Genomic DNA, 23868 nt, shown 5'->3' on the forward strand with positions numbered 1-23868 from the left:
CGATCTGCCGCACCTTCACCCCAAACGAATGCCGCAACTACCTCCGACACGCAGGCTATGCTCCAGAATTATGATCCGACGCTTTAAGGCCGCCATGGTGCGTCCTTTCCGTAAGGGGGCGGGTCTGAGAAAACACCCGCGCGCGGGAGAGGTTCCGTCGGTGCGGGGACGTCTTGAAGCCCGCGCGCGGATGCCGTCAGGTGGGGTCGCGAGACCCGGAGACCCCATGACCCGATCCTATTACGCCCCGCCCGGCGGCCACCCGCCGCAGACCCAGCTCCTGACAGACCGGGCGGTGTTCAAGACGGCCTATGCCGTGATCCCCAAAGGCACGCTGCGCGACATCACGGCCAGCGTCCTGCCGCATTGGCAGGAAACAAGGCTTTGGGTTCTGGCGCGGCCAATGACCGGCTTTGCCGAGACCTTCAGCCAATATGTGATGGAAGTCGCGCCCGGCGGCGGCTCCGACCGGCCCGAGGCGGATGCGGGGGCGCAGGCCGCGCTCTTCGTGGTCGAGGGCGCGGTGACGGTGACGCTGGACGGCACCGCGCACGCGCTGGGGCAGGGCGGCTATGCCTGGCTGCCGCCGGGGGCTGCCTGGACCCTGCGCAACCAGGGCGACGTTCCCGCCCGCTTTCACTGGATCCGCAAGCGCTATGTGCCCGCCGAGGGCATCCCCGTCCCCGCGGCGGTCTTCACCTCCGATGCGGAGGTCACGCCCTCGGTCATGCCGGACACGAACGGCGCCTGGGCCACGACGCGCTTCGTAGATCCGGCGGATCTGGGCCATGACATGCATGTCACCATCGTCACCTTCCAGCCTGGCGGCGTGATCCCCTTCCTGGAGACCCATGTGATGGAGCATGGGCTCTATGTGCTTGAAGGGAAGGCGGTCTACCGGCTCAACGACGATTGGGTCGAGGTGGAGGCGGGCGACTTCATGTGGCTGCGCGCCTTCTGCCCGCAGGCCTGCTACGCGGGCGGGCCGGGGCCGTTCCGCTATCTGCTCTACAAGGACGTGAACCGCCACGCGGCACTGGGCACGCCATGGACCTGACGGGACTGGAGCCGGGCTATGACATCCCCGCGCTGCCGGGCATGGCGGAGGCGGAGATCCACACGCCCTGCCTGATCCTGGACCTCGACGCCTTGGAGCGGAACCTGCGGCGCATGGCGGGGATCGCGGCCGCCCATGGGGTCGCCCTGCGCACTCATGGCAAGATGCACAAGTCGGTCGACGTCCAGAAGCTCCAGCAGGAGATCGGCGGCGCCTGTGGCGTCTGCTGTCAGAAGGTCTCCGAAGCGGAGGCCTTCGTCCGTGGCGGCATCACGGATGTGCTGGTGTCCAACGAGGTCACGCATCCCGCCAAGATCGCGCGGCTGGCGGCGCTGCCCCGGCAGGGGGCGCGGGTGAGCGTCTGCGTGGATGACCTGGAAACTGTCGCGGCGCTGTCGGCGGCGGTGCAGGCGGCGGGGACCGAACTGGTCTGTCTGGTCGAGATCGATTGCGGCGCGAACCGCTGCGGCGTGACGGAGCCCGCCGAGGCCGTCGCCCTGGCCCAGGCGGTCGCGGCGGCTCCGGGCCTGCGTTTTGAGGGCATCCAGGCCTATCAAGGCGACGTGCAGCACATCCAAGATCACACTGACCGGGCGGAAGCCGCCCGCGCCTCGATCGCCAAAGCGCGCGCCGCGGTGGACGCGCTGAAGGACGCGGGCCTGCCCTGCGGCACCGTGACGGGCGGCGGGACGGGAAGCTTCCGCTTCGAGGCCGCTTCTGGCGTCTATACCGAGCTGCAATGCGGCTCCTACGCGTTCATGGACGCCGATTACGGGCGGATCGAGGATGCGGAGGGCCGGCGGCTGGACGCGGAGTGGGAGAACGCGCTTTTCGTGCTCACCTCAGTCATGTCCCACGTCAAACCGGACCGCGCCGTGGTCGATGCGGGCCACAAGAGCTACGCCATCGACAGCGGTCTGCCCGTCGTTTTCGGGCGCGACGACCTGAGTTTCCTGGGCTGTTCCGATGAGCACGGGAAGGTCTTGGACCCGGAAGGCCGGTTGAAGATCAACGACCGGCTGCGGCTGGTCCCCGGCCATTGCGACCCGACCTGCAACCTGCACGACTGGTATGTCGGCCTGCGCGGCGGGCGGGTCGAGACCGTTTGGCCCGTCTCCGCCCGCGGCAAGGTGTTCTGAGCGCTCAGCGCGTGACCGTGTAGAGCCGTCCGGTCTCGAACGGGCCATCATGCACGGTCTCGGTCCCGTCGGGCCAATGGACCCGCATCTCGGTCAGCGTCCGCCCCTCGGCCGGGGCGAAATGCGCGCGCGGCGCGTCGAAGGACATGTAGCCGCCGCCCAACTGGATCTCGCGCATCTGCGTGACGCCCGCATCGTCGGTCATCTCGATCCGCGCGCCGATCCCGTCCGGCGTACCGCCCGCGTGCCGCAGCTCGACCGCGAGGCCGGGCGCCTGGGTCGCGTTCACGAAGACCGCGAGCGGCCCGTTCACGGGATGGGTGACGATGTCGAGATCGCCATCGCCGTCGATGTCGAACTGCGTGGCGGCGGCCGTCATCAGATAGTCCTCCAGCCCGAACGGCCCGGAGGCCTCCACGAAGGTCCCGTCGCCCTGGTTGTGGAAGAACAGATTGGACGGCGAGACCTCGTTCGGGACCCAGGTGCCGTTAACGATATAGATGTCCTGGAGCCCGTCATGGTCGTAATCCCCGACCTTCGTGTCCCAGGACCAGCCGCCGACATCGAGCCCCTGCAGCTCGGCCACGTCCGCCCAGCCCTCGCCCTCAGGCGTCAGCAGCACGTTGGAGCGCAGTATCTGCGGATGGGTCGGCGCGATCTCGGCCTCGCTGGGCTGGCGCGCGGGCTTGAAATGCAGGTCGCAATAGGCGCGGGGCACGCGCTGGCCCGCCTCGATCAGCGCGCAGATCGACGGGTCGCGGCGCTGGATGGCCAGGTCCTTGACCAGCATGGCGCGGCATTCGCTGGCGTAGCGGCCGGTCATCTCCTCACAGCGAGCGGCATAGCCCGGGTCGAACTGATTGCCGGAGCGATACCAGGTCTTGATCTCCATGTTGCGGCTGCAGGTGGCGCGCGCTTCGGCGTCCTCGATGCCGTCGCAGTAGAGCTCCAGATCCTGCATCTTGAGGCGGCTGGACACGCCGGAGGAGCGGCCGGAGATCTGGGCGAAGTAGATATCGGTCCGGCCGCTATTGTGCAGGTCGGCGGTCTTGATCGCCATCGTGGTCGTCGTGGTGTGGGGGATGCGGCCGCTCTCATGGCCTAGCATCTCGAACCCGCCCGCCCCGTCGCCCAGATAGAAATAGTCGGGAATGTCGAAATCGTTGCCGACCAGCAGGTCTTGAGACCCGTCATCGTCGAAATCGGTGAACAGGATCGACAGGGTCTCGCCCGGGAGGCCGGGCAGGTCGGTGCGGCGCTCGAAGCTGCCGCCGTCGTTCCACAGGATCTGGTTGCGGGATTCCTCGCCCGGAATGCGGCGATACCAGCCGGCGGCCCAGTTGCCCGCCGCGATGTCGAGGTCTCCGTCCCGGTCGGGATCGCCGAGGCTGAGCGCCATGGCGAGCGGCGCGCCCTCGGTCCCGGGGATGGGCCGGGGCGGCGCGGCCCCGAAGGCGCCTCCGACATTGGGCCAGATATGCAGCCCGTCGAGATAGCTGGCGAGCAGCAGGTCGAGCAGCCCGTCGCCGTCCAGATCGGCCAGGACGGCGTTGAAGATATAGGCCCCGGTCAGCGGCCCGAGATCGGCGGGCAGGCGGGTGAACTGCCCGGTGCCGTCATTGTCGTAGATGTAGACGCCCGCCTCGGTGGAGGCGACCACGAGGTCGAGATCTCCGTCCCGGTCGATATCGCCCGAGGCGAGGCTGCGCCCCTCCCAAAAGGGGGGCCACATGTCGCGCATGGTGAACTCGACCGGCTTGTCGATGCCGATCCGCGAGGCCTCTTGCCTCACGAAGCCCGTCTCGGCGGCGGGCGAGGGAGGGGCGAGCGGGGCTGAGGTCAGCACCGGGCCTTCGCCGCCGTAGAGCGGGCCGTCATGGCCGGCCTCGCCCAGCAACATCTCCAGCGCGCGCTCCTGCTGCCAGGTATGATAGGCTTGCACCCCCGCGCCCGCGACGACGCCCAGAATCAGGACCGCGCCTGCCAGCATGAAGGCCGCGCGGCGCCCGAGCGACTGCGCCACGATGAAGAAGGAGTAGACGGAGAACGTCCCCAGCGTGAAGAGCAGCGTCATCACATAGCCATGGGCCAAGCCCGCCCCGAGCAGCGCCCCGGTCACCACCACGTCAAAGGCGATCGGTACGGGCAGGAACAGGCCCACCACCCCGAGGAGGATCAGCGCCCAGATCGCGAAGTCCAGCCCGACGATCAGATTCTGCGGCAGCAGCGTTGCCGCGATCGCGCCGAGGAAACCGGCAAGCAGCATCAGCGGGACGGTCATCTTGAGGATATACCAGAGGTTCGCGGCATAGGACCGGGCGACGCCCCAAAGCGCGGCGAGCACCCCTTCGCGCGGGGTATCGGGCGCGGAGGGGGGCAGGGGCATGGGGCAGACGACCTCCTCCTCGGGCAGGGAGGTCTGCGGCAGGAAGCGGCAAAGCAGCGGGACCGCGATCAGGATGATGGCGAGGCTCAACGCGATCTTGGTGATCGCGATATAGGCGGGCAGCAGGCTGAACGCCATCGTCAGCACCACGATGTTGAGCGTGGGCGAGGCGACCATCGCGGCCAATGTGGTCTCCGCCCGCATGCCCGACGAATACATCCCCCGCGCGATCGGCGCCGCGCAGTTGACGCAGACGCCCAGAGGCGTGCCGATCACCAGACCCAGTGCGGCGTTGGACCAGCCGCCCTTGAAGCTGCGCTGCCGGAACAGCGGCGCCAGCGTCAGAAAGGCCGCGCCGAAGAGCACGCCGAAGGTCATGCCCTTCTTGTTGGTGTCGATCCAGTTGAGCGTGGACCAGAAGATCCGCTCCAGCGTGCCCATCGTCTCGGTCAAGGCAAAGCGGGCCTCGAAGCTGAGCGGATCCTCCAGCTGGATCGCGCCCGACATCATCGCCTTCTCGTCGAGCGACGGATAGCGCGAGCCGGTCCAGAACAGGTAGGCCAGCGTGACCACGAGCGCTGCTGCGAAGAAGAAGCGCAGCTCGTAGGGGTGACGAATAAAGCGCTCCATGAAGCGGCCCTCTTGATTGACGTCCGCCGGTCGCGCAGACAGCTCGACCTTAGCGTGCCGATAGTTGTGTCTCTAGCGCCTCAATACGTGCCAGGAGCGCTTGAATCGCCGCGAGCGCGACACCGTTCCCGTCGAGGGACGCAATGCCCGTCTCGCTGGCACCGAGCCCGAAATTTGCATGGAAATCCTGCGCCATGGGTCCGATATGGCGCGTCCCTGCCTCGGCATCGTGGAGATATGTCCACTCGGCGATGTCGAGCGCCGCGACACCTGCGAGAATCTTGGCCGAATCGACCGGTTCCATCGCGGTCTTGCGTGTCCTGTCGGAGGATTCGACCACGACACCGTCGATCAGGATGTCACCTGTGTTCGAGAGTTCGAACACGCGGTCATGCGGGTTTTCGGTGGGCGAGAGCCACATCGACTGGCCCGCGCTGAACAGCCAGCTCGCATCCGATCTGGAGGTGTTGTTCATATAGATCTGCACCGCCCCGTCATTGCGCAGGTCGAGCATCCGCAAGGGCCCGGATCCCCCCGTGTCCTCCATTTTGAGATTGCCGGTGCCTTCGGTGCTGACGACGTGGAGCGCGGTATCGGGGTACTCGACCCCGACGCCCATGCGGCCGCCTCGGAAGGTGGCGATGCCGTCATTCGCCCCCGCCACGACCGAAAACGGGATGTCGCCCGTGACCGCGTCGCGCACGAAGAAGCTGCCGTCCGATCCGCCGATCTCCCAGGTATAGGCAGAAAACCCCCCGGCCGTGCTCTGCTCCAGGCGCAGCGTGGGCGTGTCCGGCTTGAGCAGATGCAGGTCCGCCTGAGGGGCGGAGACGCCTAGTCCGAGGCGTCCGGAACGCGCCAGATAAATGGCGTTCTGCGGGGCGCCCGCTTCGAGCAGGAGCAGATCGGCCCCGCCGGTCATGTCGGTGATCTTGAAGATGTCGCGGTCGTTCTGACCCGGCTCGTTCGCATAGACCCGCCAGTCATTCGCCGGAAAGCTGCCGCCAGAGGCCGATGTGTCGTCGAAATGGATCGACAGGGTCGTGGCCTTGAGCCTCAGCGGGTCGTTCCCGAAATTCTCCGTGCTGAGACAGCCATTCCCGACGCAGAGCGCGTCGCGGATTGTCGTATCGCTGTCGATCAAGTCCGCCCAGCCAGGGCCAGCCCCAAGGATCAGTGTTGCGGCGAGGCTGGCTCGGCTTGGCGATAACGGCATATTGGACGCTCCAAACGGTCGGAAAACAAGACATTGCCCGTGCAGGGCGCGGACCCATGTCTCGACGTTACGGAGCGGGGCCGGATGCGGCAAATCCTATTGTCACGGGGCGGCCCTTGGCTAGGGCCGCCCCTGGAGCGTCTCAGTTCGCCGCGCGCAGCGCGTCGATCGCCTCCAAAGCGGCGTCCAGATCCGCACGAAGCGCGGCGTTTTGCGCATTCAGAGCCTGGATCGCGGCCAGCGCAACGCCGGTGCCGTCCAGCGACGAGATCCCGGTCTCGTCCGCGCCGACACCGAAGGCCGCATGGAAGTCCTGGGCCATCGGGCCGATATGGCGGATGCCTTCCTCAGCGTCGTGGATATAGGTCCATTCCGCGACGGGCAGTTGGCTCACCTTGGTGAGGATCGTGTCCGGGTCCACTGGCTCGATCGCCGTCTTGCGGTTCTTGTCCGACGATTCGGTCAGTGTGCCGTCAATGGTCAGGTTGCCGTTGGCGGCCAAATCGAATACCGCGTCCCCCGCGTTCTCGGTCGGGGACATCAGCATGCTGGCCCCGGCGCTGAACAGCCAGTCGTTGCCGTTCTTGGTGTTGAGCATGTAGAGTTGGGGCGCACCCTGGTTTTCAAGCCGCAGCATCTGCTCCGGGCCTTGATCCCCCGTGTCCTTGACGAGCACCTGCGTCGTGCCGTCGGCCCCTCGCACATCGAGCGACTGCGACGCGTTCTGAATCCCGATTCCGACGCCGACCGAGTTGACTGTCAGCGCGTTCGTTGGCGAGTTCGGGAGGATCTTGAAGGGCAGTTGGGACGAATTGGTCGCGTCGCGGACGAAGAAGTTCGCCTCGTTGCCGGCGATGTCCCAGGTCTGAGGGGTGAAGCCGCTCGACCCGTTCTGCTCCAGACGAAGGGTAGGGCTGTCGCCATCGACGATTTGGAGTTCGACGACTGGATTGTTCGTGCCCATGCCGATCTGTCCTGACGAATCGACAATCAGCGCGTTGGCGCCCGCACCTGCCTCGACGACGAACGGGCGGTTTCCGGCTGTCGCGTCCTCGATGGCCAGGAAGTTGGCGCCGCCGTTACTCGAGTCGTTGGCCACGAAGCGCCAGTCATTGCTGGGGAAGCTGGCGGAGCTGGATGTGTCGTTGAAGAAGATCCGGAGGTTGTTTTCCTTAAGGATCTGCGTGTCGAAGCCGAAGCTCTCGGAAGCCGTGCAGTCGACTCCGACGCAGAGGCTTCCGATGACGATCAAGTCGTCGTTGATGACCTGGGCCGCCATCGCGCCACCCGGAACCATCGCAAGCGCCAGCGCAGCGGCGCTGACCCGGCTTCTATAGGAAATGTCAAAAGGCGTGAATAAAGGCATTCATCCGGTCCCCCGTGCAGATGCGACGTCGCTCGCAGTGTACCGGCATGCTGTGGCCGATTTGTGTCGTGACGCTAAGTTACGCGATTACCTTTCTCAAGACTTTGTTGGCCCGCCATGCTGCGGCGCGTCCGTCGGACGCAAATCTGCGCCGCGACGGCACGACGCCAGGCAGGAGGGCGCAAGATCCCCGCGGCGGTGACGGGTCCTAAGGACGGATCAGTCCGCCGCGCGCAAGGCGTCGATCGTCGCGAGAGCGATGTCGAGATCCGCGCGCAATGCCGCGTCGCTCGCTTTAAGCGACTCGATGCGCGTGACCAGCGCCTGGATCGCGGCCAGTGCAACGCCCGTCCCGTCCAGCGACGAGATCCCGGTCTCATCCGCGCCGACGCCGAAGGCCGCATGGAAGTCCTGCGCCATCGGGCCGATATGGCGTGTGCCTTCCTCGGCGTCGTGGATATAGGTCCATTCCGCGACCGGCAGGGTCGAGACCTTGGCCAGGATGCTGTCCGCATCCACGGGCTCGATCGCCGTCTTGCGGTTCTTGTCAGACGATTCGGTCAGTGTGCCGTCAATGGTCAGGTTGCCGTTGGAGGCCAGATCGAACACCGCGTCCGCCGCGTTGTCGGTCGGGGACAGCAGCATGCTGGCCCCGGCGCTGAACAACCAGTCGTTGCCGTTCTTGTTGTTGATCATGTAGATCTGCGGCGCGCCCTGGTTCTCCAGCCGGAGCATCTGCTGGGGCCCGTTATCCGTGGTATCCTCGACGTGAAGCTTCGCCGTCGGGCTCGCTAAGCCGACGCCGACATTGCCGTCACGGATCGTCAGCATGTTGCTCGGGGCGTCCGGGAAAATCCTGAACGGCAGCTTCGACCCATTCGTGACGTCGCGCACAAAGAAGTTCGTCTCGTTCCCGGCGAGGTCCCAGGTCTGGGGGGTGAAGCCGCTCGAGCCGTCCTGCTCGAGACGCAGGGTCGGGGTATCCCCGCGAACGGCGTGCAACTCGACGACCGGGTTGGCCGTGCCGATCCCGACATCGCCGTCCGACTCGACCACCAGCGCATTCGCTCGCGCCCCGGCTTCGACGATGAATGGACGTCTCCCGGCTGTCGCGTCCTCGATGGCGAGGAAGCTTGCGCCGCCGTTAGCCGAGTCGTTCGCGACGAGGCGCCAGTCATTGCTCGGGAAGCTGCCAGCGGTCGACGTGTCGTCGAAGAAGATCCGCAGGTTGTTTTCCTTCAGGATCTGCGTGTCGAAGCCGAAGCTGACGCCGTTGGCGCAGTCGAAGCCCACACAGAGGCTCCCGTCGACGATCAAGTCGTCGTTGATGACCTGGTCCGCCATAGCACTCGAGGGAAGAACGATCAGTGACAACGCGGCGGCGTTCAGGAGGCTTCTGTTGAATGAGCGAGTAGACATGGCGGTTGAGCCTCATGCGGAAGGGAACCGAGGCGCCGAGGACCGGCGCAAACTGGCCGACTTATGAAGGTTACCGTAAGTTAATTTTTATTCACACTCAAGATATTCTCGCCTCGGATATAGCCGGTCCGGGCGAGTCGCCGCCCGGGCCGCGATGTCCGGTCACTCCTCGACGATCGTCTCCGGCTGCACGATCACGCCGCGCGAGACGACGAATTGCCCGCTGGTGTAGAACGGGACGGCGATGGTATCGCGCGCGTTCTCTCCCCGCCCGTTATCGATCGGGTTCTTGATCTTCTCTTCCTTGTCGGTGGCCGCACTCAACTCGTAGCGCCAGACGCCGTCCAGCACCTCCGTGCCGGTGAGTTGGAAGACCGGCGTTCCAGACTCGGCCTCCACCAGGTGATAGGTCCCGTCGGGGGCGACGATCCGCATCTGGGCGTTTCTCAGACCGATCCAGTTCTCGAACCAGATCGCGTTCGAGTTGTTCTGCTGCACCGGCTGCGGCGCTTGCGCGGCGGCGGGCGCGACGAGCCCCAGGGCCAGAACGGCGGCGAGGGTCACGGCATGTCTCATCGGTCTCTCCTCTCGTCTTCGGGTCGTCTCATCTGAGCACGCTTCGGCCGCTCACTCCAGCCGCGCCATCGCGCGCGACTGGGCCTCGGCGATCTGCTCGTTCGTGGGCCGCTTGCCGAAGGCCAGGGCCAGCGCGGCCGTGTCGGTCCCCGCCCGCTGCGCCAGAAGCAGCCACATCTGCCCCAGCACGAAGTCCTGCGGAACGCCGAGCCCAAGGAAATAGAGGCGCCCGAGATTTGCCATCGACGGCCCATGCCCGGCCTCGGCGGCGGCGCGGAACAGCGTCGCGGCCTCTCGCAGCGCCGCGAAGTCGCCTTGCTCCGCCAGCAGGAGCGCAAGCTGATATTCGGCGATCGGGTCCCCGGCCTGGGCGCTCTGCCGGAGGCTGTCCAGCGCGTCCGGCAGAACCGGCAGCAGGCGCGGATCCCGCGTGAGGCCCGGATCGGACCCGGCGACCGGGCCGGCGGCGCCCATCCGGTAGAGCTCCGCCGCGCGGGCCTCGTCGACGGCGGTGCCGAACCCGTTCTCATACATCACGCCGAGATTGGTCATGGCCTGGCGCGACCCGGCCTCGGCGGCTTCGGTGAACAGCGCGAACGCCTTGGCGTAGTCCTGCGCGACGCCGTCGCCACGGACATAGAGCAGTCCCAGATTGTTCGTCGCGCGCATGTCCCCGGCGGCCGAGGCGGCCTCATAGCGCAGACGGGCCGCCGCGGGATCCTGGGCCACGCCGCGCCCGTCCTGGAGCAATACGCCAAGGCTGGTCATCGAGGGGACGTGACCAGTCTCGGCGGCGCGCGCATAAAGCTCCGCCGCGCGGGCGGGGTCGTCTGCCTCCAGCACGGTCGCGTAATCGTGCAGATGCTCCGGCTGGCCCGCCTCGGCGGCGGAGGCAAACCAGCGCAGCGCCGCCGCCCGGTCCTGCGGGACGCCAAGCCCGTCATGCAGCATCTGTCCGAGGCGGTTCTGCGCCGCCGGATCGCCCGCGGCGGCCGCGGCGCGGAGCAACTCGGCGGCGCGGGCATAATTGGGCAGCAGACCGTCGCCGCTCAGCAGCCGCTCGGCCAAGGCACGCTGGGCGGCGGGAACCCCCTCGTCCGCGGCCCGCTCCAACTCCGACAGGCTGCCTTGCGCCAGGGCCGCGCCTCCGATCGAAAGGGCGGCGAGGCAGAGCGCCGCACGGATCATTGCGAGGCCCCGCTCAGCCCCTCGGGCGGGGCGGCCGTCTGGAAGAACACGCGGGCGGCCGCCTGCGCCTCGGCGACCTGCTCGGGCGTCATCAGCGCCCCGAGCGTCTCGCGCAGCTGGGCCGCCTCCGCATGGCCGCTCGTGGCGGCGACGTTCAGCCATTTATGCGCGGCCACATAGTCGATCTCGACGCCTTCCCCGCGGGAAAAGGCGAGCGCCAGCAGATGCTGCGCGGCCACGTCCCCGGCCTCGGCCGCCGCCGTCAGCAGTGGCACCGCGCGCTCGGGCGTGCCGTCCTCCCGCAGCAGGCGCGCATAGGCCGTCTGCGCCGGGCGCAGGCCGTCCTCGGCCTGCCGGTCGAGCCAGGCGCGCGCGCCCGCATCGCCGTCCCGCGCCGCCATCAGCGTCCAGTCCACCGCGAGATGCGGCGGCACCCAGGCATCGAGCGCGCCTTGGCCGGTCAGCACGCCGAGCCGGATCGCCCCGCGCGGGTCTCCCTGCTCGAAGGCCGTGCGATAGAGCTGCGCGGCGGTCTTGAGATCCGCTTCCACCCCGCGCCCGGCCTCGACGTAATTCGCGAGCGCATAGGTCGCGCGGGCCAGCCCGGCATCGGAGGCGCGGGAGTACCATTGCACCGCCAGCGCGTCGTTCCGGGGGGCATCCTGAAACCCGCCATAGGCCAGCGCGAGGTTCTGCATCGCGCTGCGATCCCCCGCCTCTGCGGCGGAGGTCAGCCATCGGATCGCCTCGGTGGGGTTGGGGGGCGTGTCCTCGCGGCCCATCAGCAGACGCGTCCCGAGTTCCCGCTGCGCCACGACGCCGCCCGCATCGGCCGCGCGGCGCAGCCAGCGCATGCCCTCCTCCGGCGTTCCCTCGATCAGAGCGAGGCCCAGGCGGGTCTGCGCTTCGGGGAGCCCGGCATCGGCCGCCCGCCGCAGCCAGCGCTCGGCTTCCGCCGGATCGGCGTCCGGCCCTTCGCTGAAGATGCGCCCCAACTCCAGGGCGGCGGGCGCATAGCCCCCCTCCGCCGCGCCGGTCAGCAACTCCAGCGCCCGCGCCCGGTCGGCCTCGACGCCGGTTCCACCGAGATAGAGCAGGCCCAGATAATAGGCGGCTTCGGTCCCACCGGCCTCGGCCACGGGGGCCAGGATCGCGGCGGCCCGCGCGGGGTCGCGGGCCACGCCGGCGCTTGGTCCGGTCAGCAGGATCCGGGCCAGCGTGGTCGCGGCGGGCTCCGACCCGGCGTCGGCCGCGCGAGCGATCCATTGCAGACCCTCCTCCCGTTGCAGCGCGCCACCCTGGCCCTGGTAGAGCAGGGCGCCGAAGCGGAACATGACGCCCGGGTCGTCCCCGCTCTCGGCCAAGGGGGCCAGCGCCGCGCGCGCCCCGGCGAAGTCTCCGCGGGTCAGCATGTCCGCGATCTCGGAGGGAAGGGTCTGCGCCGAAACCGGCGCCGCCAGCCACAAGGCCAGCAAGGCGGGCAGGGAAAGACGGGGCATGAAAACGGGTCCGGTCGGTCTGGAAGCGGGGCTTCATGAACCCGCATTCTCGCTCAGATCGCAAGGCCCCCCGCCCGCAAAAGCCAAAGAAGCGACCCGGCCGCACAAAGCGCGGCGCCGAAGGGCAGGGGCCGTGTCCCCTCCAGCGGCCCGCGCGTCAGTAGCACGGCCGCCAGGGCCAGCGCGGCCCCGATTAGCGTCAGCAGCGGCAAATCGAGCGGGCCGGAGAAGGCGCCGAGCCCCGCCATCAGCTTCACGTCCCCCAGGCCGAGCCCCTCGCGCCCCCGCAGGCGGGCATAGCCGGCTCGGAGCGCGAGGAACGCCCCGCTTCCCAGCAGCGCCCCGAGCAAGGCCGGGCCAAGGCCCAGCCCGCCAGGCAGCAGCGCGATGCCCAGCGCCACCACCAGCAGCAGCGCGGTCAGCGGGTCGGGCAGGCGCATCCAGGTGAGATCGGCCGCCGCCAACGCCAGCAGTAGCCAGAGCCAGAGCGCCGAGAGCCCCATCTGCGCGGCCCCTCCTCCGGCGAGCACGGCCAGCCCCGCGACCCCTAGCGCCCCGATCTCCAGCAGAAGCGTCGTGCCCGGGATCGCCGCGCCGCAGTGACGGCATCGCCCTCGCGCCGCGAGATAGGACAGGATCGGCACCAGATCCCGCCCGCTCAGGACGGTGCCGCAGGCGCGGCAGCGCGAGCGCGCCGCGACCACGTCCTCGCCGCGGGGCAGCCGGTCCACCAACACCGCCAGAAAAGATCCGATGGCAGGGCCAGCCAGGATCAACAGCGTTGCGAGGAAGACATCGGCTTGCATCCCCCGTGCCTCGCCCGGGCGGACGCGATGGACAAGTCCGAAGACCGCGCCCTATCCTTTACCCGCACCTGCGGAGCCGCCCCGAATGACCGACCCGATGCGCCACGCCCGACCGTCCCGCGATGCCGGGTTTTCCTTGCTCGAACTGATGGTCGTGGTGGTCATCCTGTCGATCCTGGCCCTGGTCATCGTGCCGCGCGTGATCGACCGGCCTGATCAGGCGCGCGCCGCCCGGGCGCAATCGGACATCGCCGCCATCTCCAGCGCCCTGGAGCTCTACCGCCTGGACAACCTGCGCTATCCGACGACGGAGCAAGGGCTTTCCGCCCTGGTCACCCGCCCGAGCACCGACCCGATTCCCCCGAATTACGCCGCCAGCGGCTATCTCGATCGTTTGCCGGTCGATCCCTGGGGCACACCTTACCAATACCTCTTCCCCGGCGTGCGGGGCCCCTACGACGTGTTCACCTACGGTGCGGACGGTGTGACCGGCGGGACAGGCGCGAACGCGGATCTTGGGTCATGGGCGGCGGAGTGACCGGGCGCGAGGCCGGCTTCTCGCTGATCGAACTGGTCGTCGTCGTCGCCGTTCTGTCGGTCGTCGCCGTTGGTGCGGGGCTGGCGGTCGGGCGCGGCAGCGACGGGGCCACGGCCGACGCGCAGCGCTTCGCGCGCCTGGTCGAGGTGGCTCGCGCCAGCGCCGTGATCGGCCGCCAGCCCGAGGGCCTGTTCGTCACGGCGACGGAGCTGCGCCGGGCGGCCTGGGTCGACGGGGCCTGGCAGCCCTCCGAGCGGGGCTTGCGCTGGCGCGACGACGTATTGCTGCGGCTGGAGACGCCCCGGCCGGGGCCGGCTGTGCCTCATCTGGTCTTTCTGCCGGACGGGAGCGGCACCGCATTCGAGATCGCCTTCGCCCCGCAACCCACGGGCCGCCGCGCCCGTTGCCGCGGCGATGGGGCCGGGCCGATGAGATGCGACGCGGGCTAGTGCGCGCCGCCGATCCCCGGCGCTTTTGGGGGCCCAGGCGTCCTATGCGCGGCGAAGAGGGCGGCCCGCTTCGGGCAGACGGCATGACGCGGCGGCAGCGGCTAGGGAGCGACGCCGGCCTGACCCTGCTGGAACTGGCCGTTGCCGTGCTGATTCTGTCGCTCGCCAGCCTCGCCGCCTTGCGCGCCGCCGATCAGGCGCGCCTGTCCATCGGCGGCGCGCAGGAGCGGACGCTGGCGCAGCTGGCCGCCGACAACCGAGCCGAGATTCTGGGCCTGCCCGGGGCGGGCGCGCTGCCCGACCGGGTGCGGCTCGGCGGCCGGGATATCCTGCTGGAGGTGACGCGGCTGCCCACGGCAGGCGGTCTGATCGAGGCGACCGTGACCGCCCGCATCCCGGGCGGCGCAGGCGCGCAGGCGGTCGCCTATCTTCTGCCCGGCCTGCCGTGATGCGGCGGGATGCGGGCCTGACGCTGATCGAGTTGGTCGTCGCGATGGCGCTCTTCTCGCTCGTCGCCGTGATGGGCTTGCAGGCGCTGACCGGAACCCTGCGCCTGTCGGAGCGGCTCACCGAGATCGACGAGGGAACGGGCGAGATCGCCCTCGCCGTCGCGCTGATCCGGGGGGATCTGGAGCATCTCGTGCCCATCGCCTTCTCCGCGCCCGAAGGCGGTCCGCGCGCGCCCGTTGATCTGGTCCGGGGCGTCATCGGGCTGTCGCTCGCGGGACAGGCGGCGCTCAGCCCGTCCCACACCGACCGCCGCCGCGCGGAATGGGGGCTGCGCCCCGATGGTGTGCTGACCCGCGCGGCCTGGCCGACCCTGGTCCCGGCCGAGGCCGCGCAGCGCGGCCCGGAGGCGGCGGTTCTGGCCGATGTCACGGCGCTGCGGCTGCGGACTTTCTGGCCGGAGGTCGGCTGGGTCGAGGGCGCGGCGCCGCCGCTGGCTGGCGCCCCACCCCCGCCCGAACGGGACGGGGACAACAGCGGACCCGCCCCGGCCTTCCTCGCCGCGGATCTGCCGCTGGCGGTCGAGATCGTCATCGAAAGCCCGCGCCACGGAACCTTACGCGTCGTGGAGCGCTTGCGATGAGGCGCGACGCGGGCTTTGTCCTCATCAACGCGCTGATCCTGGTGGCGGCCATGTCCGCCGCCGCCGTCCTGCTGCTGTCGCGCGCCGAGAGCAGCCGCATGCGCCTCGACGCCGCCCGCGAGGCGCGGGTTCTGACCGCCAATCTCGACGCCTTCGAGGCGCTGGCCCGCGCACGTCTGCAAGCCGACCGCAGCGAGGGGGCGCTCGACACGCCCCGCGACAGTTGGGCGCAGCCGGTCGCGGAGGCGCCCTTGGCGCAAGGCACCGTCTCGGGCGGGATCGAGGACATGCAGGGGCGGTTCGACCTGAACCGCCTCGCCGCGCCAGACGATACCGAGGCGCCCGAAGTGCTGCGCCGCCTCTTCGCGCGGCTCGCCCTCTCGCCGCTCCAGGCCGACGCGGTGCAGGCCTTCCTCTCGCCTGCCGGCCCGTCCAATAGCGCAGTCTATGCGCGGCTGGAGCCGCCCGTCTATCCCACCGGCGGCAGCCTCGTGCTGCTGGACCAGCTGGCCACCCTGCCGGAGCTAGACGCCGAGTCGCTGGACCGTCTCCGCCCCTATGTCACCGTGCTGCCCAGCGGCGGGCCGGTGAACGTGAACACGGCCGAGCCGCTCCTGCTGGAGGTGCTGTTCCCGCAGGTCGCACCCGCTCTGATCGACCGCATCGCCGCGCGCCGCCGGACCGAGCCTTTCGCCTCGGTCGAGGCGTTCTTTGCCGCGCTCGGGCTTCCGATCGACCCGGAGATCGAAGGCGCCGTGGATCCGGCGGGCTTTGCCGTGTCGTCGACGATGTTCCTTGCCCAGGGCGTCGCGCGCCTGGAGGACCGGTCCGCCGAACGGCGCACCGTGCTAGAACGCAGGCGCCCGGGCTTTCCGCCCGAGATCGCCTGGCGCGTCACCCGCTTCGAGGCGCCGCGGTGAGGGCGGGGGCATTGAACCCGGACGCCGCGGGCGTCATGCTCCCCCGAGGCCAGCCGGACGGAGCCGTGACCGACCAGACCGATCCCTTCTTCGGCCTTTCGCCCGATTTCGTCCATGCGGAGGCGGCGACCGCAGCGCTGGGCCGGCGGCAGATCCTGCTCGTGCCTGGGGCGGAGGTCGCCGTTCTGACGCTGGATCTTCCGCCGAAATTGCGGGGCCAGGCGCGGGAGCAGGTGGCCCGCCGACAACTCCGCGACCGGCTGGGGCCGGGAGCGGATCGGATCGAGATGCGCCCCTTCCCCGAAGGCGACGGCGCCGCCTGGACGCGGGTTCTGGTCGCGGCGCGCGCGCATGTGGACGGGTGGCGCGCGCAGGCGGGGCAGGGGGGACGCGCCGTCCTGCCGGATTACCTCGCGCTGCCCACGGCCCCGGGGGTCTGGACGGTGACGCGGGGGCCGTCCGGGCTTGCCGTCCGGCTGGGGCCTTGGGACGGATTCGGCGGCTCGGACGAGGTCGCGCTGGCGCTTTTCGAGCGCGCGCTGAGGGACGTGTCGCCGCTGCCTTCGGCCGTCCTTGCCCTGGGACCCGGCCTGTCGCGCCTGACGGCCCTGGCTACCGCGCGCGGGATCCCGGTCGAGACCTCGCCGGCCGCCATCGCCGCGCGCGGCCTGCCCGCGCCCGCCCTTCTGGCGCATGGGGAAGAGGCGCTGGACCTGCGCCGCGACCCGCAGGTCGCGCGCAGCCGTCTCGCGCGGCGCGTGCTGGTCTGGCGCTGGCCGATGGTGCTCGGCCTGTTGGCTGCGGGGCTTTGGGCCGCGTCGCAGATCCTTCTGTATCAGCGGCTTGAGGCGGAAACCGCCCGGCTGACCGCCGAGACGACGGCCCTCGTGCGGGAGAGTTTCGTGCCCACGGGGCCGATTCTGGACGTGCGGATTCAGGTCAGTCGCGCCTTGGCCGAGCGGCGCGCGGCCACCGAGACGGGCCCCGAGGCCGCCGCGCCCCTGGCCCTGCTGAACCGCGCCGCGATCGTGCTGGCTGCGCGCGGCGCGCGGCCCGAGTCGCTGCGCTATACCGAAGACGGGGTTCTGGTCGTCGCCGCCGAGGTCGCGGATTTCGCCGAAGCCGAGGCCCTTGCCCAGGCGCTCCGCGACGATGGCTTGCAAGTGGAGCCCGTGGATACGAGCGCCCGTGACGGCGTGGCCGGCGTCCGCACCGAGCTGCGCCTGCGCGCCGGGGAGGGGCCGCGATGAGCGCCAGGTTGATCGACGCCTTGCTAGCCCTGTCGGGGCGGGAACGGGTGGGCCTGGCCATTCTGGTGCTGGTCGCGCTGCCTCTCGGGCTGGGTTTCGGCGTGCTCCTGCCGTTGGAGGAGCGGGCGCAGGCCGCGCGGGCGGCGCGGGTCGAGGCGGTCGCGCTGCAGGTCTGGGTGCGGGAGCGGGCCGCCGAGATGGCGGCGTTGGGTCCGGCTCGTGCGCCGCGCGCGGCGGCCGAACCGATCGGGACCGGGGGGATCGAACAGCGCCTGATTGCCGCCGGTCTGCGCGGTGCGATCAGCCAGCTCAGCGCCGATGCGCAGGGACGGGTTCAACTGCGGTTCGACGTGGTGGGGTTCGAGCGCTTTGCGCGCTGGCTCAGCGACACGGATCCGCATTGGGGCTACGAGATCGCCGCCTTCCGGCTGGAGGCGCTGGACCGTCCGGGCATGGTCGCGGCCAGTCTGATTCTGGCCCCGCCGCAAGACTAGCCCCCAGGGCCCGTCACTCCATCGCGGCAAGCCGCGCGTCGATGGCCGCGACCCGTCCCGCGAGCGAGCCGAGCGGGTCCATCTCGGGATGGTCGCGGAGCACCTCGCGCAGGGCGGCCCGGGCTTCGGTGAGGCGCGCCGCCCCGGCGGCGGGATCGCCCGCACCCAGGATGGCCAGCGCCATTTCGTGATGCGCCGTGCCCCGCACCGCCAGCGCGGCCGCCCGCGCGTCGCCCGTCGTGTCCGAGGCCACACGATCCGCCATGTCGGCCGCCGCCGCGAAGTCGCCCGCGCGCAGCACCGTATGGGAATATTCGAGCCGTATCCTGTCCCCCAGCGGCCCCGCCTTGGGCATCAGCCGCCGATAGAGCGTCTCGGCCCGGTCGTAATCGCCCGTCTCCAGCGCCGTGCGGGCGCTCATGTATTGGGCCTGAAAGGCGCCCTCGGCCAGGCGTCCCTCGGTCGGTGTGCAACTCGCCGTGGCGATGAGAAGAAGGGCCGCTCCAACGGCGCCCGTTACGCGTCCTGCCTTCATGTTCCGCTCGTTTTTTCCTCTATTTTGCTGTTATGATACAGACGGCGATCCGGCGGGACCAAGCACGGATCGCGGAAACGGGACCGGACGGGACAATTCATGCGCCTGGCTGCGGCTTTCATAACACTCGTTGCGCTCGGCGCGACGGCACTCGCCGGTGTCGAGCTGGGCGAGGTGTTGTCCGAGCCGGACGCGCAGGTGCTCCCGGCGGCTGCCACGCCCGCGGCTGACGTCGCGGCCCCGGCCCCGGCCGCGCCCATGGTCTGGCCCGCGCTTTTCGGAGAACCCGCGCCGCCCGCGCCCCCGGCGCCGCCACCCCCGCCCATGGCCGCCGCCGAGCCTCAGCCGCCCGCGCCGCCGCGCCCGCCGCTCTCGGCGATGGGCTATGAGCTGAAGGGGCTGGTGGCGGCGGGAGACGACGCCTGGGGGCTCGTGTCTCATCCGACCGGCCAGAGGCTTCTCCGCGTGGGCGACAGCCTGGAGGAGGGGCGCGTCGTCGCGCGGATCGAGGCGGCGGGGCTCTGGATCTCGACCGATGGCGGTGCGCCGGAGCTTTTGGGCTTTCTGGACTGAACCCTGCACGCCACACAAACCGGTCCGCCGTCGTCCCCGGGGATGGAATCTTGCGCCGTCTCGACTAGGCTGGCCGCGACTGGCCCCATCAATGACGGCGGAACCGCCGCGCCGGGGCATGAGGCGGGGCAGGACATGAAGACATCGGGCATTCTCCGTGCGGCCTGGATCGCGGCCGTTCTGGCCGTGGCGCAGTTGCCCGCGCCCCAGGCGGCAGCGCAGGTGCAGCTGGACCTGCGCGACGCGGATCTGCGCAGCTTCGTCGAGATCGTATCAGAGGCGACGGGCCGCAACTTCCTGATCGACCCGGGCGTGCGCGGCACCGTCACCGTGCTCGCCCCGCAGGAGCTGAGCGCCGCCGACCTCTACGACGTGTTCCTGAACGTGCTGGAGCTCAACCGCCTGACCCTCATCACCGGCAACGGCGCCGACCGGATCGTGCCGATGAATGTCGCGCGGGAGCTGTCCTCCGGCGCGCCCCAGGGCGGGATCGGCGACTTCCAGACCCGCGTGATCGAAGTGCGCAACGTCCCGCTCTCCGAGATCATCGAGGTCGTGCGGCCCCTGCTGCCCGCCGAGGCCGTCATCACGCCCGTCCCGCGGTCAAACCTGCTGATCCTGTCGGATCGGGGGCGCAATTTCGGGCGGATCGCCGATCTGATCGAACGGCTCGACCGGCCGAGCGACCGACCCATCGAGATGATCCGCCTGCGCAATGCCGATGCGCGCGACGTGCTCGACGTGATCCAGTCGATGGACATCGTGCCGCCGGGCGCCGCCGTCTCGGTCGACCGCCGCTCCAACGCGCTGGTGGTGACGGGACCGGAGGATCTGCGCCAGCAGCTGCGCCGCCTCGCTGCCCGGCTCGACACCCAGCAGAGCAATGTGGTCTCGACCGCCATCGAGTTGAGCTACGCGGATGCGGCGGCCCTCGCCGATGTGGTGCTGCGCGCGATCAGCAACCAGACCGCAGATAGCGCCAGCCCCCAGGGTGAAATCCGCATCGTCCCCGAGCCGCAGACCAACGCGCTGCTCATCACCGCGCCCCAGGACCGGATCGACGACATCGCCGAGATGGTCCAATTCCTCGACCGCCGCCCGTCCCAGGTGCTGGTCGAGGCGGTGATCTTCGAGATGTCGGTCGAAGGGTTCTCGGATCTCTCGGTCCAGTTCGCCGGGCTGCTCGACGATGCCATCGTCGGCGGGGTCGAGTTCGCGCTGACCGGGCGGCCGAGCCTGACGAACCTCGTCGCCGCCGTGGCAAACGACGCCCCGATCTCGCCCGGCTCCGGCGGCACGTTCGGCGTCGGACGCCGGACCGGCGGGGACGGGATCGTCGGGCTGATCAGCGCCATCGCCACCTCGAACTCCACCCGGCTGCTTTCGACGCCCTCGATCATGACGCTCAACAACGAGGAAGCCGAGATCGTCGTCGCGCAGAACGTGCCCTTCCTAACCGGCTCCTTCGCGACGGTGGGCGAAGACGCGGTGCCCGAGAACCCGTTCCAGACCATCGAGCGCCAGGATGTGGGCCTGACCCTGCGCGTCACGCCTCAGATCAATGTCGATCGAACGGTCAAGATGGCCATCGAGCAAGAGGTGTCGAGCCTCACCAACTCCAATGCCTCCACCGGGGGCGAAATCACGGCGCGGCGTGCCCTGACGACCAACGTGCTGGTGCGCGACGGGAACGTGATCCTGCTTGGCGGTCTGTTGGAGAACGGCTCCGGCGCGGTGACGCAGCGGGTGCCGGGCCTGTCGCGCCTGCCACTGGTCGGCGGGCTCTTCCGTGGAAAGAACGCCAGCCAGAGCCAGAGCGTGCTTCTGATCCTGCTGCGCCCCCGCGTGGTCGAATCCGAGAGCGAAGGCACTCGCCTCACCCGCGAGATCGCACGGGAGGCCAAGGCCGCCAGCCTTGCCATCGCGGCCGAGAGCGACGACATTCCTCCGCGCACCAGACAGGTCGTGCTGCCCTTCGACGGCGCGGATCTGAACCAACCTTTCGATGCGGGGTTCGTGGACGATGCGGCGCAGATCCGGGATTATCCCCCCTTGCCCAGCCGGCTGCGCTTCGATCAGAAGAACTAGGCCGTGACCGCGCCCGAGCGTCTCCCCTTCGCCTTCGCCCGCGACGAGCAGGTCGTGCTCGATGGGCGGGCGGTCTTGCTGGGGCCGGGCTTTACCCAGACGGGCCTGCGCGAGGCCCAGCGCCGGGCCGGGCCCGACGCCCGCCTGAGTATCGAGAGCGACGAAGGCTTCGACGCGGCCCTCGCCCGGGTCTACCAGTCTCGCGACGACACCGAGACGGATGACGGCCCCGTCTTCGACCTGGAGGGCGCCGCCGCCAGCGGCCCGCGCGATCTGCTGGAGGATGTCGAGGAGGCGCCGGTGATCCGCCTCGTCAACATGCTGCTGCTCAGGGCCGTGCAGGCCGGCGCTTCGGATCTGCACGTGGAGCCGGTCGAGGGCGGGCTGCGGGTGCGCCAGCGCATCGACGGGTTCCTGCAGCCGGTCATGCTGCGCTCCGACGTGCCGGTGAAGCGGATCGTCTCGCGGCTCAAGGTCATGGCCGGGCTCGACATCGCCGAGACGCGCTTGCCGCAGGACGGGCGCATTCCGCTGACGCTGGGCGGGCGCACGATCGACACGCGCGTCTCCTCGTTGCCGGGCCATTACGGCGAGCGGATCGTGCTGCGGATCCTCGACCGGTCCTCGGGCCTGCGCCCGCTCGACCAGCTGGGGCTGAGCCCCGCGCAGATCGCCCTGCTCGAACGCCTGTCGGCCATGCCCAACGGCATCATCCTGGCGACCGGACCCACCGGCGCGGGCAAGACGACGACGCTCTATTCGCTGCTGCAACTCGCCGACCGGGACGAGCGCAACATCGTTACCGTCGAGGATCCGATCGAATACGACCTGCCGGGGATCAGCCAGAGCCAGATCAACGCCGAGATCGGCATGACCTTCGCCGCCGGGCTGCGCGCCACGCTGCGCCAGGATCCGGATGTCATTTTGGTGGGCGAGATCCGCGACGGCGAGACGGCGGGGGTCGCGGCCCAGGCGGCGCTGACCGGGCATCTGGTGTTCTCCTCGCTCCATGCCAACGGCGCGGCGGGGGCCGTGGTGCGTCTGCGGGATCTGGGGGTTCAGGACTTCCTGATCGCGGCCACCCTGCGCGGCGTGATCGCGCAGCGCCTGCTGCGTCGCCTCTGCCTCGACTGCCGCAGACCCCGCCAGCCCTCCGATGATGAGGCGGCGGCGTTCCGGCGGCACCGGCTGGAGGTGCCGCCCGCCGTGTTCGACGCGGTGGGGTGCAAGGCCTGCAACGGCTCCGGCTATTCGGGGCGCGTGGGCGTGTTCGAGATGATCGAAGTCGGGGATGCGCTGCGCGCCGCCATCGAACGGGGCGCCAACGAGTCCGAACTGACGGCCCAGGCGCTCGACGCGCGCGAGACGCTGGCGGGGCAGGGGCTGGGCGAGGCGGCGGCCGGCCGCACGACCGTCGCCGAGGTGCTGCGCGTCGTCGGCGACGTGGCGTGAACGTCTACGGCTACACCGCCTTCACCGCCGACGGGAAGCGGCGCCGGGGCACCGTGCTGGCCGAGACCGAGAGCCATGCGTCGGATCAGTTGCGCCGCGAAGGGCTGTTCGTCTCGGAGTTGGAGGCAAGAGGCGCGCGCGCGCCCCGGCGTCTTGGCCGCGCCCGTCTCTCGCCCGATCTGAGGGCGGTGATGACGCGGCAGATGGCGGTCCTGCTGGCCGCCGAACTGCCGGCCGAGGCGGCGCTGGAGGCCGTCCGGCAGGGCGAAGGCGCGCTCGACGCCGTCGCCGCCCGCGCCCGCGCCGCGCTGATGGAGGGCGCGAGCCTGTCGGAGGCGCTGGCCGGCTCCGGCGGCGGCTTCGCGCCCTATTACCTCGCCTCGGTGCGGGCGGGCGAGACGGCGGGCGACCTCGCCGCCGTGTTCGAGGAACTGGCCGAGCATCTGGAGACCCAGCGCATCGACCGGGCGCAGATCGCCAGCGCGCTGATCTACCCCGCCTTCGTCGCCGCCGTCAGCCTGCTCGTCTGCGCGATCCTGATGGTCTCGGTTGCACCCGAGATCGTCGCCATGTTCGAAATCTCGGGCCGTCCCTTGCCCGTGCTTACGCAATATGTGCTGGCGGTCAGCGACTGGGTGCAGGCCCATCTGCTGTGGGTCGGCGTGGGCGCGGCGGCGCTGGTGGCGCTCTGGCTCGGCAGCACCTGGTTGCCCGGCCCGCGCGCCGTCCGCGACCGTCTGTTCTTACGCATTCCCCTTGTCGGCCGCTTCCTGCGGCTGGCCGAGGCGGTCCAATATCTGCGCACGCTCGCCCTGGTGCTGAGCAGCCGCCACACCGCGCTTTCCGCCGTGGAGAACGCGGCGCAGGTTCTGACCATCGCGCGATTTCGCACCGAGGCGGAAGCGGTCGCGACGGCCATCCGCCAGGGCGAGACCCTTTCGGACGCGCTGCGCCGGATCAGCTTCGTGCCCCCGGTGGCCCGCCAGCTGATCGGCGCGGGCGAGGCCTCCGCCCGGCTCGCGCGCATGACGGAGCGCGCCGCTGTGCTGGTGGAAACCGGGCTCAGCACCGAGCGCAAGCGGATCGCCGCGCTGCTGGAGCCCATCCTCATGATGCTGGTCGGCGTCTTCGTCCTGGTGATCGTGCTGGCGGTCCTGCTGCCGATCTTCGACCTGCAGGCGGTCGTGGCCGGCTAGC

Annotated in this window: 22 protein-coding genes; 13 read left to right on the top strand and 9 right to left on the bottom strand. The window is 69.9% G+C overall.

What is annotated here, in order from left to right; genetic code table 11:
- Positions 1-226 precede the first annotated feature (226 nt).
- Positions 227-1057 (top strand): bifunctional allantoicase/(S)-ureidoglycine aminohydrolase, encoded by an 831-nt coding sequence (locus DTQ71_RS16875; RefSeq protein ID WP_109565480.1) that lies wholly within the window; start codon positions 227-229, stop codon positions 1055-1057.
- A complete protein-coding gene (locus DTQ71_RS16880) occupies positions 1048-2196 on the top strand; it encodes a DSD1 family PLP-dependent enzyme (protein WP_109565481.1) in 1149 nt (382 codons plus the stop codon). Before DTQ71_RS16875 ends, DTQ71_RS16880 begins: the two co-directional genes overlap by 10 nt.
- A gap of 4 nt (positions 2197-2200) precedes the next feature.
- Here DTQ71_RS16880 and DTQ71_RS16885 read toward each other — a convergent pair whose 3' ends face one another.
- The 8 genes from DTQ71_RS16885 to DTQ71_RS16920 all read right to left on the bottom strand — a co-directional run bounded on the left by DTQ71_RS16885 (position 2201) and on the right by DTQ71_RS16920 (position 13282).
- Positions 2201-5212, bottom strand: coding sequence for an FG-GAP-like repeat-containing protein (locus DTQ71_RS16885; RefSeq protein ID WP_109565482.1), 3012 nt, complete (start codon positions 5210-5212; stop codon positions 2201-2203).
- A 49-nt stretch (positions 5213-5261) separates the two neighbouring features.
- A complete protein-coding gene (locus DTQ71_RS16890; RefSeq protein WP_109565483.1) occupies positions 5262-6428 on the bottom strand; it encodes a tail fiber domain-containing protein in 1167 nt (388 codons plus the stop codon).
- A gap of 142 nt (positions 6429-6570) precedes the next feature.
- Positions 6571-7794, bottom strand: coding sequence for a tail fiber domain-containing protein (locus DTQ71_RS16895; RefSeq protein ID WP_109565484.1), 1224 nt, complete (start codon positions 7792-7794; stop codon positions 6571-6573).
- A 219-nt stretch (positions 7795-8013) separates the two neighbouring features.
- Entirely contained in the window at positions 8014-9138 is a 1125-nt protein-coding gene (locus DTQ71_RS16900) for a tail fiber domain-containing protein (protein WP_170125469.1), read from the bottom strand.
- 237 nt (positions 9139-9375) lie between these two features.
- Positions 9376-9789 (bottom strand): hypothetical protein, encoded by a 414-nt coding sequence (locus tag DTQ71_RS16905; protein ID WP_109565486.1) that lies wholly within the window; start codon positions 9787-9789, stop codon positions 9376-9378.
- Positions 9790-9840: 51 nt separating this feature from the next.
- The gene (locus DTQ71_RS16910) at positions 9841-10977 is read right to left on the bottom strand and encodes a tetratricopeptide repeat protein (RefSeq protein ID WP_170125470.1); all 1137 of its coding nucleotides are present in this window, start codon (positions 10975-10977) and stop codon (positions 9841-9843) included.
- Positions 10974-12476 (bottom strand): tetratricopeptide repeat protein, encoded by a 1503-nt coding sequence (locus tag DTQ71_RS16915; protein ID WP_109565488.1) that lies wholly within the window; start codon positions 12474-12476, stop codon positions 10974-10976. Before DTQ71_RS16915 ends, DTQ71_RS16910 begins: the two co-directional genes overlap by 4 nt.
- A gap of 53 nt (positions 12477-12529) precedes the next feature.
- Entirely contained in the window at positions 12530-13282 is a 753-nt protein-coding gene (locus DTQ71_RS16920) for a prepilin peptidase (RefSeq protein ID WP_109565489.1), read from the bottom strand.
- Positions 13283-13367: 85 nt separating this feature from the next.
- On the opposite strand from DTQ71_RS16920, the gene gspG reads away from it, so the two are divergent.
- The 7 genes from gspG (at position 13368) to gspM (ending at position 18023) form a co-directional block, all read left to right on the top strand.
- Complete coding sequence (gspG, locus tag DTQ71_RS16925; protein ID WP_109565490.1) at positions 13368-13820, top strand: type II secretion system major pseudopilin GspG; 453 nt, start codon at positions 13368-13370, stop codon at positions 13818-13820.
- Complete coding sequence (locus DTQ71_RS16930) at positions 13805-14269, top strand: GspH/FimT family protein (RefSeq protein WP_109565590.1); 465 nt, start codon at positions 13805-13807, stop codon at positions 14267-14269. The genes gspG and DTQ71_RS16930 overlap by 16 nt, the downstream gene beginning before the upstream one ends.
- An 83-nt stretch (positions 14270-14352) precedes the next feature.
- Positions 14353-14718: a prepilin-type N-terminal cleavage/methylation domain-containing protein gene (locus tag DTQ71_RS16935; protein ID WP_170125471.1), complete on the top strand. Its 366-nt coding sequence runs from the start codon at positions 14353-14355 to the stop codon at positions 14716-14718.
- Positions 14718-15359, top strand: coding sequence for a PulJ/GspJ family protein (locus DTQ71_RS16940; RefSeq protein ID WP_111785599.1), 642 nt, complete (start codon positions 14718-14720; stop codon positions 15357-15359). The genes DTQ71_RS16935 and DTQ71_RS16940 overlap by 1 nt, the downstream gene beginning before the upstream one ends.
- Entirely contained in the window at positions 15356-16279 is a 924-nt protein-coding gene (gspK, locus tag DTQ71_RS16945) for a type II secretion system minor pseudopilin GspK (RefSeq protein WP_111785600.1), read from the top strand. The genes DTQ71_RS16940 and gspK overlap by 4 nt, the downstream gene beginning before the upstream one ends.
- 65 nt (positions 16280-16344) lie before the next feature.
- On the top strand, positions 16345-17529 hold the full coding sequence (gene gspL / locus DTQ71_RS16950; RefSeq protein ID WP_170125472.1) for a type II secretion system protein GspL: 1185 nt from the start codon (positions 16345-16347) through the stop codon (positions 17527-17529).
- Positions 17526-18023, top strand: a complete 498-nt coding sequence (gspM, locus tag DTQ71_RS16955) for a type II secretion system protein GspM (RefSeq protein ID WP_109565494.1) — start codon at positions 17526-17528, stop codon at positions 18021-18023. Before gspL ends, gspM begins: the two co-directional genes overlap by 4 nt.
- A 13-nt stretch (positions 18024-18036) precedes the next feature.
- Here the strand turns inward: gspM and DTQ71_RS16960 are convergent, their stop codons facing one another.
- On the bottom strand, positions 18037-18558 hold the full coding sequence (locus DTQ71_RS16960; RefSeq protein ID WP_109565495.1) for an outer membrane protein assembly factor BamD: 522 nt from the start codon (positions 18556-18558) through the stop codon (positions 18037-18039).
- A 99-nt stretch (positions 18559-18657) separates the two neighbouring features.
- Between DTQ71_RS16960 and DTQ71_RS23585 the strand changes: the two genes are divergently transcribed.
- From DTQ71_RS23585 to DTQ71_RS16985, 4 genes are read left to right on the top strand one after another with little or no spacing between them, the layout of a single operon-like run.
- On the top strand, positions 18658-19131 hold the full coding sequence (locus DTQ71_RS23585; protein ID WP_170125473.1) for a hypothetical protein: 474 nt from the start codon (positions 18658-18660) through the stop codon (positions 19129-19131).
- Positions 19132-19173: 42 nt separating this feature from the next.
- On the top strand, positions 19174-21219 hold the full coding sequence (gene gspD, locus DTQ71_RS16975) for a type II secretion system secretin GspD (protein WP_245947630.1): 2046 nt from the start codon (positions 19174-19176) through the stop codon (positions 21217-21219).
- Positions 21220-21222: 3 nt separating this feature from the next.
- On the top strand, positions 21223-22671 hold the full coding sequence (locus DTQ71_RS16980) for a GspE/PulE family protein (RefSeq protein ID WP_109565499.1): 1449 nt from the start codon (positions 21223-21225) through the stop codon (positions 22669-22671).
- On the top strand, positions 22668-23867 hold the full coding sequence (locus DTQ71_RS16985; RefSeq protein ID WP_170125474.1) for a type II secretion system F family protein: 1200 nt from the start codon (positions 22668-22670) through the stop codon (positions 23865-23867). The genes DTQ71_RS16980 and DTQ71_RS16985 overlap by 4 nt, the downstream gene beginning before the upstream one ends.
- Position 23868 lies beyond the last annotated feature (1 nt).

The sequence above is a fragment of the Jannaschia seohaensis genome, assembly GCF_900116765.1.
Lineage (GTDB): Bacteria > Pseudomonadota > Alphaproteobacteria > Rhodobacterales > Rhodobacteraceae > Jannaschia > Jannaschia seohaensis.

Excerpts from the sequence above, each read along its gene's own strand:
- DTQ71_RS16875 (WP_109565480.1), top strand. The coding sequence starts at position 227 with ATGACCCGATCCTATTACGCCCCGCCCGGCGGCCACCCGCCGCAGACC.
- DTQ71_RS16880 (WP_109565481.1), top strand. The coding sequence starts at position 1,048 with ATGGACCTGACGGGACTGGAGCCGGGCTATGACATCCCCGCGCTGCCG.
- DTQ71_RS16885 (WP_109565482.1), bottom strand. The coding sequence starts at position 5,212 with ATGGAGCGCTTTATTCGTCACCCCTACGAGCTGCGCTTCTTCTTCGCA.
- DTQ71_RS16890 (WP_109565483.1), bottom strand. The coding sequence starts at position 6,428 with ATGCCGTTATCGCCAAGCCGAGCCAGCCTCGCCGCAACACTGATCCTT.
- DTQ71_RS16895 (WP_109565484.1), bottom strand. The coding sequence starts at position 7,794 with ATGCCTTTATTCACGCCTTTTGACATTTCCTATAGAAGCCGGGTCAGC.
- DTQ71_RS16900 (WP_170125469.1), bottom strand. The coding sequence starts at position 9,138 with ATGGCGGACCAGGTCATCAACGACGACTTGATCGTCGACGGGAGCCTC.
- DTQ71_RS16905 (WP_109565486.1), bottom strand. The coding sequence starts at position 9,789 with ATGAGACATGCCGTGACCCTCGCCGCCGTTCTGGCCCTGGGGCTCGTC.
- DTQ71_RS16910 (WP_170125470.1), bottom strand. The coding sequence starts at position 10,977 with ATGATCCGTGCGGCGCTCTGCCTCGCCGCCCTTTCGATCGGAGGCGCG.
- DTQ71_RS16915 (WP_109565488.1), bottom strand. The coding sequence starts at position 12,476 with ATGCCCCGTCTTTCCCTGCCCGCCTTGCTGGCCTTGTGGCTGGCGGCG.
- DTQ71_RS16920 (WP_109565489.1), bottom strand. The coding sequence starts at position 13,282 with ATGCAAGCCGATGTCTTCCTCGCAACGCTGTTGATCCTGGCTGGCCCT.
- gspG (WP_109565490.1), top strand. The coding sequence starts at position 13,368 with ATGACCGACCCGATGCGCCACGCCCGACCGTCCCGCGATGCCGGGTTT.
- DTQ71_RS16930 (WP_109565590.1), top strand. The coding sequence starts at position 13,805 with ATGGGCGGCGGAGTGACCGGGCGCGAGGCCGGCTTCTCGCTGATCGAA.
- DTQ71_RS16935 (WP_170125471.1), top strand. The coding sequence starts at position 14,353 with ATGACGCGGCGGCAGCGGCTAGGGAGCGACGCCGGCCTGACCCTGCTG.
- DTQ71_RS16940 (WP_111785599.1), top strand. The coding sequence starts at position 14,718 with ATGCGGCGGGATGCGGGCCTGACGCTGATCGAGTTGGTCGTCGCGATG.
- gspK (WP_111785600.1), top strand. The coding sequence starts at position 15,356 with ATGAGGCGCGACGCGGGCTTTGTCCTCATCAACGCGCTGATCCTGGTG.
- gspM (WP_109565494.1), top strand. The coding sequence starts at position 17,526 with ATGAGCGCCAGGTTGATCGACGCCTTGCTAGCCCTGTCGGGGCGGGAA.
- DTQ71_RS16960 (WP_109565495.1), bottom strand. The coding sequence starts at position 18,558 with ATGAAGGCAGGACGCGTAACGGGCGCCGTTGGAGCGGCCCTTCTTCTC.
- DTQ71_RS23585 (WP_170125473.1), top strand. The coding sequence starts at position 18,658 with ATGCGCCTGGCTGCGGCTTTCATAACACTCGTTGCGCTCGGCGCGACG.
- gspD (WP_245947630.1), top strand. The coding sequence starts at position 19,174 with ATGGAATCTTGCGCCGTCTCGACTAGGCTGGCCGCGACTGGCCCCATC.